The 11580-nt window shown below is 61.6% G+C and carries 11 protein-coding genes and 1 tRNA gene; 4 read left to right on the top strand and 8 right to left on the bottom strand.

Features of this window, described 5'->3' with window-relative positions:
• Positions 1 to 99: 99 nt before the first annotated feature.
• Positions 100 to 1437: a short-chain fatty acyl-CoA regulator family protein gene (locus CD351_RS09225; protein WP_111992383.1), complete on the bottom strand. Its 1338-nt coding sequence runs from the start codon at positions 1435 to 1437 to the stop codon at positions 100 to 102.
• 154 nt (positions 1438 to 1591) lie between these two features.
• Between CD351_RS09225 and CD351_RS09220 the strand changes: the two genes are divergently transcribed.
• Entirely contained in the window at positions 1592 to 3190 is a 1599-nt protein-coding gene (locus CD351_RS09220) for an isocitrate lyase (RefSeq protein WP_111992382.1), read from the top strand.
• A gap of 160 nt (positions 3191 to 3350) precedes the next feature.
• Positions 3351 to 3536 (top strand): hypothetical protein, encoded by a 186-nt coding sequence (locus CD351_RS09215; protein WP_111992381.1) that lies wholly within the window; start codon positions 3351 to 3353, stop codon positions 3534 to 3536.
• A 234-nt stretch (positions 3537 to 3770) separates the two neighbouring features.
• Here CD351_RS09215 and CD351_RS09210 read toward each other — a convergent pair whose 3' ends face one another.
• The 6 genes from CD351_RS09210 to efp all read right to left on the bottom strand — a co-directional run bounded on the left by CD351_RS09210 (position 3771) and on the right by efp (position 9751).
• Positions 3771 to 5153 carry an amidohydrolase gene (locus CD351_RS09210; protein ID WP_111992380.1) on the bottom strand — a complete coding sequence of 461 codons (1383 nt, stop codon included), beginning with the start codon at positions 5151 to 5153 and terminating at the stop codon, positions 3771 to 3773.
• A gap of 196 nt (positions 5154 to 5349) precedes the next feature.
• Positions 5350 to 7149 carry an SLC13 family permease gene (locus tag CD351_RS09205; RefSeq protein WP_111992379.1) on the bottom strand — a complete coding sequence of 600 codons (1800 nt, stop codon included), beginning with the start codon at positions 7147 to 7149 and terminating at the stop codon, positions 5350 to 5352.
• 70 nt (positions 7150 to 7219) lie between these two features.
• Positions 7220 to 8053 (bottom strand): hypothetical protein, encoded by an 834-nt coding sequence (locus CD351_RS09200; protein ID WP_111992378.1) that lies wholly within the window; start codon positions 8051 to 8053, stop codon positions 7220 to 7222.
• Positions 8054 to 8114: 61 nt separating this feature from the next.
• Positions 8115 to 8199, bottom strand: a tRNA-Leu gene (locus CD351_RS09195).
• 163 nt (positions 8200 to 8362) lie between these two features.
• Positions 8363 to 9181: an inositol monophosphatase family protein gene (locus CD351_RS09190; protein ID WP_111992377.1), complete on the bottom strand. Its 819-nt coding sequence runs from the start codon at positions 9179 to 9181 to the stop codon at positions 8363 to 8365.
• A 6-nt stretch (positions 9182 to 9187) separates the two neighbouring features.
• Complete coding sequence (gene efp / locus CD351_RS09185; RefSeq protein WP_111993681.1) at positions 9188 to 9751, bottom strand: elongation factor P; 564 nt, start codon at positions 9749 to 9751, stop codon at positions 9188 to 9190.
• A 205-nt stretch (positions 9752 to 9956) separates the two neighbouring features.
• Here efp and CD351_RS09180 point away from each other — a divergent pair, with 205 nt between their 5' ends.
• Complete coding sequence (locus CD351_RS09180; RefSeq protein ID WP_111992376.1) at positions 9957 to 10373, top strand: elongation factor P; 417 nt, start codon at positions 9957 to 9959, stop codon at positions 10371 to 10373.
• Here CD351_RS09180 and thiE read toward each other — a convergent pair.
• Positions 10370 to 11005 carry a thiamine phosphate synthase gene (gene thiE / locus CD351_RS09175; protein WP_111992375.1) on the bottom strand — a complete coding sequence of 212 codons (636 nt, stop codon included), beginning with the start codon at positions 11003 to 11005 and terminating at the stop codon, positions 10370 to 10372. The genes CD351_RS09180 and thiE overlap by 4 nt on opposite strands.
• Positions 11006 to 11136: 131 nt before the next feature.
• Between thiE and CD351_RS09170 the strand changes: the two genes are divergently transcribed.
• Positions 11137 to 11577 (top strand): hypothetical protein, encoded by a 441-nt coding sequence (locus tag CD351_RS09170; RefSeq protein WP_111992374.1) that lies wholly within the window; start codon positions 11137 to 11139, stop codon positions 11575 to 11577.
• Positions 11578 to 11580 lie beyond the last annotated feature (3 nt).

Here is an 11580-nt window from a genome sequence, read left to right as displayed (position 1 = left end):
TTAAGCGCCAGAGCTTAAGTGTCGGTAAACTTTACAACGCCTTTGGAAGCCGCGTAATACCTTGGATAGTAGCGGTTAACAACACGTAAGCCTCTGAGCTCAAGCCTCATTTTGGAGTGACAGTCTTGCAGGTGCGGGTGTTAGGCAATCGGCACGGCCGCAGCGCGGACAGCCAACGCCGAGTGGCACGGCGTCAAGCGGGTCGAGCGATACGCCGCGCGCTTGTGCCAATTCGCCTGCGAAGCGTGCTTCCAATCCCAGGACGATGGCGCGGCGCGCCGAACAGGCCGCACCGTCGACCTCAACCGTTCGCACAATTGTGAACCAGTGCCGCGGCACCGCCTCACCCTCTCCGAAAGTCACCGCTTGCGTCAGCATCGACCCACGGCTTTCAAACGCTGCATAGGGCGCCCAGGCAGGCCAGCGCGCACCATCAAGTGGATAAGCTGCACCGCTTGCGCCCGCAGTGAAATGAACCATCCGCCCGGTTCGCCCAAACCGCGCGCTGAAGAATGGCAAGCCGCGTTCACCCACGCGTTGAAGGGTCGTGAGACGCTGTGCGAGCTGATCGAAGCTGACCGAGAAGCGCCGGCCTAAAATCGGCAAATCGTACCCTGTCTGCTCGCAGGCCCTAAGAAAACGCCTGTATGGCATGAGGAAAGCCGATGCGACGTAATCCGTCACGTGCTCACGAAAGCGCTCACGAGCCTCCGGTGACGTCAGATTGGCCCCCGCGACCACGGTCTCGATTCCATCGCGCTGCTCCAGCGTCGCAATCTGCCGCGCGATCTGGAAGCGGCGCGCAGCCCCGCCCAGCATCTCGGAAAGCTGCAACTGACGCGCATGGAGGTCGAGCCGGTGAACGAGGCCGGGAACAACCTCCGAAGGCAGCACACGCACACTGAGGCGATGTTTCTCACGAAGGCGCTCAATCAAAGCGGCACTTATGTCATCACGCGACAGACGCAGTTCGTCTGCCAGGCTCTCCGCCGCGTGATCGAGATCGGCAAAGTGGTTCTGCCAACGCTCCACCGCACGGCGCGCTTCACCGATTGGATCTTCCGCTCGCTCAGCATCGGGGTGCGAATTGTCATAGAGCCGTGCAAATGCGGCTGCGGCCTGCGGTGCGGCAGCTAGGAACTCCTGCACCTCCTCCCGGTCAATCCCAAGATCGGTGAACCTCTTGTCAGCCATGCGCCGTGCCAGACCATCGACACCGCCGATCGCTTCATCCTCGCGAAGGTCGCGCGGATCGAAGTCGAACCTTTCGATCACCTGCACCAGCACCCTTGCCGAGAGCGGCCTCTGGTTCCGTTCGATCAGATTGAGGTAACTCGGCGAGATGCCAAGTGATGCGGCCATAGCCGCCTGTGTGAGGCCTTCGCGCTTGCGCAAGCGGCGCAGCGATGGGCCGGCGAGGAGTGTGCTTTCTGCCATGGCGTCTTTGTAAATATGTTTACACCATTACACAAGGATTGCCCGATTTCACCTCATACAGACACGAAATTCTGTAACTTTTCCTGTTGCGCTGCACTGCACCATGCCATTGCGCTTCTTGTCACATTCCTCCCCTCGACACAGGAGACCTCTCATGACGTACCAGAATACCATCGCCCAAATGCAGAGCGTTATCGAAGCAAACGGCCCAAGCTGGGGCGCCATCGACGCCGAAGCGACTGCCCGCATGGCAATCCAGAACCGCTTTCCTACCGGCCTCGATATCGCCAAGTACACCGCGAAGATCATGCGCGCTGACATGGAAGCCTACGACGCTGACCCCGCCAATTACACCCAGTCGCTTGGCTGCTGGCACGGTTTTATTGCGCAGCAGAAGATGATCTCGATCAAGAAGCACTTCGGCTCCACCAAGCGCCGCTATCTTTACTTGTCGGGCTGGATGGTCGCCGCTCTGCGCAGCGAGTTCGGTCCCCTTCCTGACCAGTCGATGCACGAGAAGACGACCGTGCCTGAGACCATCGAAGAGCTCTACACCTTCCTCAAGCAGGCGGACGCTCGTGAACTTGGCATGATGTTCCGCGAACTCGACGCTGCGCGCGATGCGGGTGACGAGGTCAAGGCGAAGGACATCCAGAACCAGATCGACAATTACGAAACCCACGTCGTTCCGATCATCGCCGACATCGACGCCGGTTTCGGTAACGCCGAGGCGACTTACCTGCTCGCCAAGAAGATGATCGAGGCAGGTGCCTGCGCTCTCCAGATCGAGAACCAGGTTTCGGATGAGAAGCAATGCGGCCACCAAGATGGCAAGGTCACCGTTCCTCACGAAGACTTCCTCCAGAAGATCCGCGCGATCCGCCACGCCTTCCTCGAGATGGGCGTCGAAGACGGCGTCATCGTTGCGCGCACCGACTCGCTCGGCGCTGGCCTCACCAAGCAGATCGCCTACTCGACGCAGGCTGGCGATCTGGGCGACCAGTACAACAGCTTCCTCGATTGCGACGAGGTCGATCCGGCCAACATCACCAACGGCCAGGTCTTCATCAGCCGCGACGGCAAGCTGATGGCCCCCAAGCGCCTTCCTTCGAACCTCTTCCAGTTCCGTTCGGGCACTGGCGAAGATCGCTGCGTCCTCGACTGCATCACCTCGCTTCAGAACGGCGCGGACCTGCTGTGGATCGAGACCGAGAAGCCGCATGTCGAGCAGATCGCGGGCATGGTCGACCGCGTTCGCGAGGTCATTCCTAATGCCAAGCTCGTCTACAACAACTCGCCTTCGTTCAACTGGACGCTCAACTTCCGCCAGCAGGTCTATGACGCCTATGCCGAAGCGGGCAAGGACGTGTCGGCTTACGATCGCGACAGGCTGATGAGCATCGACTATGACGGCACCGAACTCGCCATCGAAGCCGATGAGAAGATCCGCACCTTCCAGGCCGACGCTGCAAAGCGCGCTGGCATCTTCCACCACCTCATCACGCTGCCGACCTACCACACCGCGGCGCTCAGCACGGACAACCTTGCCAAGCGCTACTTCGGTGAGGAAGGCATGCTTGGCTACGTCCTTAACGTTCAGCGTGAAGAGATCCGCCAGGGCATCGCCTGCGTGAAGCACCAGAACATGGCCGGCTCCGACATCGGCGATGATCACAAGGAGTACTTCGCCGGTGAAGCCGCTCTCAAGGCTGGCGGCAAGGACAACACCATGAACCAGTTCGAGGCTGCCTGATGGCAGCCTTAGGGAACCAGTTCGAATCTGCATAAGCAGTAGCGAAGAACAGAGGTATCCCGCGAGGCCGGCAAAGACTGGCCTTGCGGGAACCGAACACAACCTTCATTAGCTGTATCACCATAACCCGGGTTCAAGCGGGCCAAGTGAGAGAGACCAGATGAGCGATACCGATACCACGAGCAAAGAACCGTCACGCGCCCGCGCGCTGCTTTCGACCGCCGACATGAAGCTTCTTCGTCGCGCACTTGAAAGCCACGCTCGCGGCACCGAAGACCGTGACGAGCTCGCCAAGATCAACGCTTTGCATCACCGGCTCGGGACTTACGTCCCCAACGCCGAGTAGGAAAGCGCTTTCGGCCACTTGCGCCAGCGCGCGCTAGGTCGACTCAATACCTTCACCAATTCTCCTGGGGAGGAGAACACGGCCACCGAGAGGGATTCGTCCCGCTTGGTGGCCGTAATGCGTTCAGCTTGCGCACCCGCATCCGCGGGCGCGTCTTCGCTAGACGCGCAGCAGAGCTGCACCCGATGCGGGCGGGCAGTCGCCCTTGCGGCCGCTCGCGCAGCCGGTCGAACTCTACCCTCCGCTCTTCGGCATCAGGTCAAGCGTTGCTGCCGTAAGCGCTTCGGTTGCGGTGGCGATCACCACTTCGGCATCGGGCGCCCAGAAGGGTGAATGCAGGCTTGGCAGTTCGACCTCGCCGCGCTCTGAGGCGAGGTATTGGTCCATCGGCACACCGCCAACCCAGAAGATCAGCGATTCCACCGTCTCGGGATCGGCGCGGTAGAACTGGCCGAAGTCCTCGCCGCCCATCACGCTTGGCGTTTCGCGCACGCGGTCGCCAAAGCGCTCTTTCAATCCTGCCATCACGTTCTCGGTGAATTCGGGCGTGTTGTAGGTCGAGGGGGTGTACGGATCCTGCACCGTCACCGTCGGAAGCTTGTCTTCCGGCATGCCCGCCGCCATCGCTTCGCCTCGCGCGATCCGTTCGATCCCTTCGAGCAGAGCAGCGCGCACTTCGTCGGTGTAGCTGCGCACGGTGATCTGCAAGCGCGCTTCATCGCTGATGATGTTGTGCTTGGAACCAGCGCGGAAGCTGCCAACCGTCACCACGGCAGGGTCCAGCGGGCTGATCTCGCGGCTCACAAGCGTTTGCAGCCGCGTGACCACATGCGCGCCGATCACCACCGGGTCGATCGTGGTGTGCGGATAGGCTCCGTGCCCACCGATACCGGGAATGACCACATCGACGCTGTCGACATTGGCGAGCGCATAGCCCTTCGAATAGCCGATGAAGCCCGCAGGCGCCTGTGCCGCATCGTGGAAGGCGAGCACGTAGTCAGGCTTGGGGAAGCGTTCGTAGAGGCCGTCTTCCAGCATCGCGAGAGCGCCCTCGCCCGTTTCCTCTGCCGGCTGGAGGATCATGACGAGCGTGCCCGACCATTGATCCTTGCGCTCGGCCAGCAGCTGCGCCGCGCCGACCCATGCGGCCATGTGCGTGTCGTGGCCGCAGGCGTGCATGACGCCGGTTTCGACGCCAGTCGCCGGAACAGCCGTGCGCGTCGAGGCATATGGCAAGCCGGTCTGCTCAACCACCGGTAGGCCGTCCATGTCCGCGCGCAGCATCACGACCGGACCCGGCCCGTTTTCCATGACGGCAACGACGCCGGTCTGCCCGACACCCTCGGTCACTTCAAAGCCGAGTGCGCGCGCCCGCTCTGCCAGTTTGGCTGCAGTTTCGAACTCCTGGAAGCTCAGTTCGGGATTGGCGTGGAGGTCTTTGTAGAGCTCAAACAGGCCCGGCATGTCTTCCATAACGGCTGTGCGAAGCTCGTCCGCGCCCGCTTCCATATGGGCCTCGGCGAACGCAGGTGACGCGCTCATCGATAGCGCCATTGCCATCGCTGCGCCTGCCATCAGATGCTTCATCATGTCGGTCTTTCCCCTCTTCTGAGCCATTTCCTACAATCCAAGCGTTTTGAGGCACTTGGTTGAGAAGTGGACCGCATGTTACACGGTCCTGGCGGTAAAAACTGTGCCTCGCCGCGTGGGCCCCAAAAACCATCCAAAAACCACTCGGAGCGCGTGCGATTACCATGCCTCGACGCTGCCATATTCCCTTCGGGTAGGAAAGCGGTCCACTCAGTCCGGTCGCCTACAATCCGTAGCTGAGCACCAGCAAGATCGACAGCGTCGTCACCATGATCATCACCAGCGGCACACCCGTTCTGATGTAGTCGCCAAACTCATACTTGCCCTCAGCCATGATCAGCATGTTGGTCTGGTACGCGATCGGGGTCGCATAGCAGAGGTTGCAGCCGAACAGCACTGCGAGCACCAGCGGTTCAGGCGGAAGGCCCAATTGCGCCGCGATGCTGAACGCGATCGGCGTGCCCACGGTCGCCGCAGTCGCATTGGAGGCAAAATTGGTTAGCACCGTCACAAACGCCATAATCGCTGCGAGCACCAGCGCAGGGGGCAGATAGGCAAGGCCAAGCGACAGGGCCTCTCCCAACCATGCCGCCGCGCCGCTTTCATCGATGAAGCGTCCGATGGTGATACTGGCGGCGACCAGCACGATCACCTGTCCCGACAACGCCCTCCCTACCCGGTCGAACTTCACGCAGCCGGTCACGAACATCAGGATTGCGCCAGCCAGCGCGGATATCGCAATCGGGAAGATACCGACCGCAGCGGTGGTGACCGAAAAGCCCATGATCGCAGCGGAAAGCAGCGCTTTCGACCGGCGCGGCAATTCGCGCGCGCCCTCGAGCATCAGGAGGCTGTCGGCAAGGGCAAAGGCCTGAAGGTCTGCTTCGATCCCCATGACCAGCAGCACATCGCCTTCCTTGATGCGAAGGTCGCCGCCGTCGGAATACTGATCCTGCTCGCCCAGCAGGCGCTGGGGCCGGTGGATGCCGAGCACGGCGACCGAATAAAGGTCAGCGATGCCCGAAGATGGCAGGGTCCGCGTGATGAGGCGCGAATCTGCCGTGACGGTCATTTCGACGACCATCACGTCCTCGCTCTTCGCCGATGCGGTGCGCTTGATCCGGTCGAGCACCCAGCTTGGCGCGAGTTCGCCCTTCAGCTCGCGCGTTGCATCTTCAAGCGCCTCGTGCGTGCCTGATATATGGATGCGCTGTTGCGGCTGCATCGGGCCGACAGGGGGATTGTGAAAGGTGATGGCCGAGGGAAGCTTGTCGCGAACTTCGGAAAGCTCCACCCCTGCCAGCATCGACTGGCTGCCGACGCGAAGGCGCGTGTGGAACATGCGGGCACCGGCCTGCGCCTGTGCGGTGTTGTCCTTGAGCAGACGCGGCATGACGAGCCACATGTAAGGCAGAGCCACGAGGCAGGCGACGAGCACGATCGGGGTAAAGTCGAACACCCCGATCTCGCGCATGCCAAGGTCCATCGCGATCGAGACGACGAGGATATTGGTCGAGGTGCCGATAGTCGTCGCCAGCCCGCCGATAAGCGAGGCCGCGTTCAAGGGCATGAGCGTCTTGGATGTCGGCAAAGCGCCCCTGCTGGCCAGCGCTGCAAAGATCGGGATCATCAATACCAGAACCGGCGTGTTGTTGACGAACATCGACAGGACCAGCGCGATGATGAGCGAGACCAGGAGGCCAAGTTGCAGGTTAAACTTGAACACCCGCTCCAGAATGCGCGCGGCGGGTTCGAGAGCGCCGGTCACGACCAGCCCCCTGCCCATGATCATAAGCGCGCAAATGGTGATCAGCGCGTAATGCCCGAAGCCTCCGAATGCGAGCGCGAGGCCATCAATTGGGCGCGCATCGCCAATGGGGAAGAAATAGAGGCCAACCGCGATGACCGCGATGGTGAGAAGCGAGACGATCTCGATGCTCATGCGACCGCGTACAAAGCCGATAAACATCAGGATGGTGACGGCCATTGCCGCCATGGCGTGATAGGATGGTGCTTCCAGCATGGCGTCGTTGGCGCTCGTGTCCCAATAAGCGGGCAAGTTTGCAAGTGTTTTGATTGGTGGAGCGTTAAGATTAGCGCGGCGTCGGTCCAAAACCGAACAGGCTGAGCTGCTGCCCGCTCACTTGCCGGGCGAGCTTTGCATCCTCGCGGTCGCGCGGATCGTTGAATGGGGCAAGCGCGCGCCCCTGCACCAACCAGGATGCGCCGAACGCGCCGAGGATCATTGCCTCGGCCCAGAACGTCATGTTGTTGTCGAACCACCACGGCACGGCAAGCAAGCCTGCAACCGCAATGCTGATCGCCCCAAGCGCGATGATGACGCCCGAGGTTACGTAAATCGCATTGCGGCGAAGTTTTGCGGGGCTTGCGACTTTGCGGCCACTGGCATCGTCGACGGGAATCTTGGTGAAGACGAACAGGCAGAAGAAGGAAAGGATCGCGAACAATATCCCCGCTGCCACCGCATGGACCCAATACCCGATGATCGGATAGCGCACCGCCTGCACAGCGCAGCTGCGATCGCTCGCCAGCTCCTCGCAGCCGATGATCCAGCCATTCATCGGGACGAAAGCGACCATCAGCGCGGCGAGCCCCGCAAGCGTCGCCAGCTGCGCGACCTTGGGCGTCCACCCACGATAGGCCATCAACAGCGCTCCGATCGCGACAAGACAACCCACGAAGAAATCGCCGAGCAGGATCACTTCGTAGTAATATTCGGAAAGCGCGACGCGGAACCGGCCCAGCGCATAGCCGCCAAACCCGAGCACAACCGGCATGGCGAAGGCAATGAACCCGACCACGCGCGCCAGACGCCTCTGATCAAAGCGCAGCTTGGGATCGCTCGCGTAAGGGTAATTTGCCGGAGGCTGGTAGCGCGAGGGTCCGGTTTCGAATGGGGTTTCCATGCGGGTCAACTCCCAAAACCAATTCCGCGCTCAACCAGCGAAGCGGTAGCGCAACGAAAAATGGTGCCCCTGGCCCGACTCGAACGGGCACTCCCGAAGGAAAGCGATTTTGAGTCGCTCGCGTCTACCAATTCCACCACAGGGGCACCCGCGCTTTCGCGGAATGCGGGCTGTTAGCGAGGTGCGACGAAGCTGGCAAGCACTGGAAACCGCGCGGGACGCCGCAAGGGCGACTGCCCGCCCGCAGCGACGCGGCCTTCAGGTCGCAAGAGCGAGGAAAACGCACCCCGGATGGGGGTGCACAAAAAATTAACGCAAGCTTCCCGCGAGGATCTTGTGCAGCTTTGAATGCAGGGTGTCGTTGGCAGCGAGGACCTGCTTCGAGTGGATCGGTTCCGAACGGCCGCGGAAGTCGCTGACAAAGCCGCCCGCTTCGCGCACCAGCAGGCATCCGGCAGCAGTATCCCAGTCGTTGAGACCGCTTTCCCAGAACCCGTCGAAACGCCCTTGCGCGACATAGGCAAGATCGAGCGAGGCTGTGCCAAAGCGTCGGATACCGGCGACTTCAGGACCGATTGCGCCGAAAATGCGGCTCCACTCGGCGAAGTCGCCATGACCCTGAAACGGGATGCCGGTCGCAACCAGCGCGTCGGACAGTCCACGCCGCGAGGAAACCCGCAGACGCGCATCCTGAAGCCATGCGCCGCGCGTTTTCTCCGCCCAGTAGGTCGCGTCCTGAATGACGTCATAGACCACGCCAGCAGTCACTTCGCCCCAGCCTTTGCCGTCAAGCCTTGGTTCCTGCACCGCAATGCTGATCGCGAAATGCGGAATGCCGTGAAGGAAGTTGGACGTCCCGTCGAGCGGGTCGATGATCCAGCGCGGCTTGCCTTCATCGCCTTCGATGATGCCCGCCTCTTCCAGAACGAAGCCCCAGCCCGGACGCGCCGCGCGGAGTTCGTCATACAGCGTGCGTTCGGCACGCATGTCGGCTTTGGATACGAAGTCGGCAGGGCCCTTGCGGCTCACCTGCAGGTGTTCGACTTCGCCGAAATCGCGCCGCAAACGGCCGCCCGCCTTGCGCGCGGCGCGTTCCATGACGCGGATAAGACCTGAAAACATGCTCATGAGAAGTTAGCCGGCCTTCCCGACATAGGATTGCTCGTAAACGTCGACGATGATCCGCGTGCCGCTTTCGATGTGCGGCGGGACCATGATACGAACGCCGTTGTCGAGCACGGCGGGCTTGTAGCTGGAGGAGGCCGTCTGCCCCTTCACCACCGCATCGGCTTCGACGATTTCCGCTTCGATCTGCGCGGGCAGTTCGACCGAGATCGGCTTTTCTTCCCACAGCTCAAGCTGCACCTGCATCCCGTCCTGAAGGAACGGGCGCGCATCGCCAAGGAGGTCGTTGGGCAGGTTGATCTGCTCGTAGGTGCCCGTGTCCATGAAGACGAGCATGTCGCCGTCTTCGTAAAGGAACTGGTATTCCTGCGTATCGAGGCGCACCTTCTCGACCGTATCGGCGCTGCGGAAGCGCACGTTGGTTTTGCGGCCATCCTGCAGGTTCTTCATTTCGACCTGCATGTAGGCACCGCCCTTGCCGGGCTGGGTGTGCTGAATCTTAGCGACTTTCCAGATGCCGCCTTCATATTCGAGGATGTTGCCGGGACGAATGTCGACGCCGCTGATCTTCATGGGAATAACTCTTTTGTAGGTGGGAGGCGCGAGCGCATATGGGCAGGCGCTGCCGGAAATCAAAGCGCGCCAATAGCCGCTTGCGCCAGACTCGGCAAGCGCGCCCCTGCTCCCCGCGATCAAGGCGCGGTTTCCTATGGTTAATCGCGTGGTAAAGCGCGCTGCGCGATGGTAAGACATGCGCTCAAAGGGATCACGCTAAACCATGAAAACCTCTCATGTCCTTATCCTGACCGCGACCGCGGTGATCGTCGCCGCGTCCGTGCCCGCGACCGGGCGTCAGGACAACGCACCACCAGCGACCGAGGCCGCGCCGCTTCCATCGGGCGGTATGCTGCGCACGATGCCGCTTGGCGACTATCAATGCGCGCTGCCCGGCGATGCCGGTGCAGGGGCCTATGTCGAAGTCGAAGCGGAGAATTTCCGCATATCCACCGCGTCGCGCTATTTCAGCATGGACGGCGATGGGACATACATCATGCGCGGGGATGAACTGACCTTCACTCGCGGCCCCAAAAAGGGCGAGCGTTTTCTGCGCGTGGGCGACAATCAGTTGCGTAAGCTCGACAACGAAGGAAAGCGCAGCACCCTGCTGTGCACCAGGACCCAGGATCGCCGCTAGGCCGCTTCGATCGCTTCTGCGAAGGCTTTGACGGCGGCGGCCTCGTCCCCGTTCCAGACGCTGCCCGATACTGCCAGGAAGTCCGCACCCGCTTTGACCAGCGGCGCGCAATTGTCCGGTGTAATCCCTCCGATCGCGACGACCGGGATTTCAAATATCTTCACCCACCATTCGATAATGCCGGGCGTCGGGCGCTGCGCATCGCCCTTGTCTTTGGTGGTGCTTTCGTAAAACGCCCCGAATGCGACATAGTCAGCACCAGCCTCGCCAGCTTCCATCGCGAGGTGCCTTGAGGCGTGGCAAGTCACGCCGATCTGAGCATCGCGGCCAAGCACTTCGCGCGCTTCTTTCGGATCGCCGTCATCCTGCCCCAAATGCACGCCGTCGGCCTTCAGCCGGTTCGCGAGCGGAACCGAATCGTTGACGATGAACGCGACCTCGTGGCGAGCACAAATCGCCATCAGCGGCTCTGCAAGCCGCGCCGCCTCATGCTGATCGACACCCTTCACGCGAAACTGGAACGCCGTGACGAGACCCTTTCCTGCCTCAAGCGCGCGTTCGAGCCGTGTGGGAAAGTCACCGTCCACTTGCGCGGGCGAAATCAGGTAAAGCTGGGTGGATACGTCAGTCATGCGGCGCCTGATAGCGTCTGATTGTGCCTGCGCCAATCCGGCTAACTGTCCACCAGCGGCACAGGCCGATTTTGCTGTCCGTCGCGCGCACGAAACCATGGTATACGAAACGTTAAAGGAGACCCACTTCGATGCGGTTCAAACCAGTTCTCTCACGTCTTGCATTTGTCGCGCTTGGCGCCCTCGCCTTCAGCAGCGCACCCGCGCAGGCACAGGTTTCACGGGCCGACGATGTGGCCTTTTTCCAGGAAGCTCAGGTCGGACCGCTTCAAGTGACACCGTTCGGCGTCGTGCGTGACCAGCGCTGCGCCGATGCGCGCTTCTGTTTTCGGCCCGAAGACATGCGCGTCTCAGTGATCGTGCGAGAGCGCGGCCTTCCCTATGAGATCGTGCTGCGGCTGGGACAGCCGGTTGCGGCTCCGGGCGGATTTCTCGTCCTGCGCGATCCGGGCACGCGCCCACGTGAGCGCGGCGCGCTTCATCTGCGCGAATATGCGCTCGATATCGAGTTCATACCCGCGCCGCCTCGTACTCGCACTCGAACCGGGCCAGCGCCTTTGCCCCGGCCCTGACAC

This window comes from Erythrobacter sp. KY5 (assembly GCF_003264115.1).
In the GTDB taxonomy this organism is placed as follows: Bacteria; Pseudomonadota; Alphaproteobacteria; order Sphingomonadales; family Sphingomonadaceae; genus Erythrobacter.
Note: the sequence above shows the minus strand (reverse complement) of the source record. Positions and strands in the feature narration are given on the sequence as shown.

What these genes read in the sequence shown, in the direction of transcription:
- CD351_RS09200 (WP_111992378.1), bottom strand. Translation starts at nt 8,053, where the DNA reads ATGGAAACCCCATTCGAAACCGGACCCTCGCGCTACCAGCCTCCGGCA.
- CD351_RS09180 (WP_111992376.1), top strand. Translation starts at nt 9,957, where the DNA reads ATGAAAACCTCTCATGTCCTTATCCTGACCGCGACCGCGGTGATCGTC.
- CD351_RS09205 (WP_111992379.1), bottom strand. Translation starts at nt 7,149, where the DNA reads ATGCTGGAAGCACCATCCTATCACGCCATGGCGGCAATGGCCGTCACC.
- CD351_RS09225 (WP_111992383.1), bottom strand. Translation starts at nt 1,437, where the DNA reads ATGGCAGAAAGCACACTCCTCGCCGGCCCATCGCTGCGCCGCTTGCGC.
- CD351_RS09210 (WP_111992380.1), bottom strand. Translation starts at nt 5,153, where the DNA reads ATGGCTCAGAAGAGGGGAAAGACCGACATGATGAAGCATCTGATGGCA.
- CD351_RS09190 (WP_111992377.1), bottom strand. Translation starts at nt 9,181, where the DNA reads ATGAGCATGTTTTCAGGTCTTATCCGCGTCATGGAACGCGCCGCGCGC.
- CD351_RS09220 (WP_111992382.1), top strand. Translation starts at nt 1,592, where the DNA reads ATGACGTACCAGAATACCATCGCCCAAATGCAGAGCGTTATCGAAGCA.
- CD351_RS09215 (WP_111992381.1), top strand. Translation starts at nt 3,351, where the DNA reads ATGAGCGATACCGATACCACGAGCAAAGAACCGTCACGCGCCCGCGCG.
- efp (WP_111993681.1), bottom strand. Translation starts at nt 9,751, where the DNA reads ATGAAGATCAGCGGCGTCGACATTCGTCCCGGCAACATCCTCGAATAT.
- thiE (WP_111992375.1), bottom strand. Translation starts at nt 11,005, where the DNA reads ATGACTGACGTATCCACCCAGCTTTACCTGATTTCGCCCGCGCAAGTG.
- CD351_RS09170 (WP_111992374.1), top strand. Translation starts at nt 11,137, where the DNA reads ATGCGGTTCAAACCAGTTCTCTCACGTCTTGCATTTGTCGCGCTTGGC.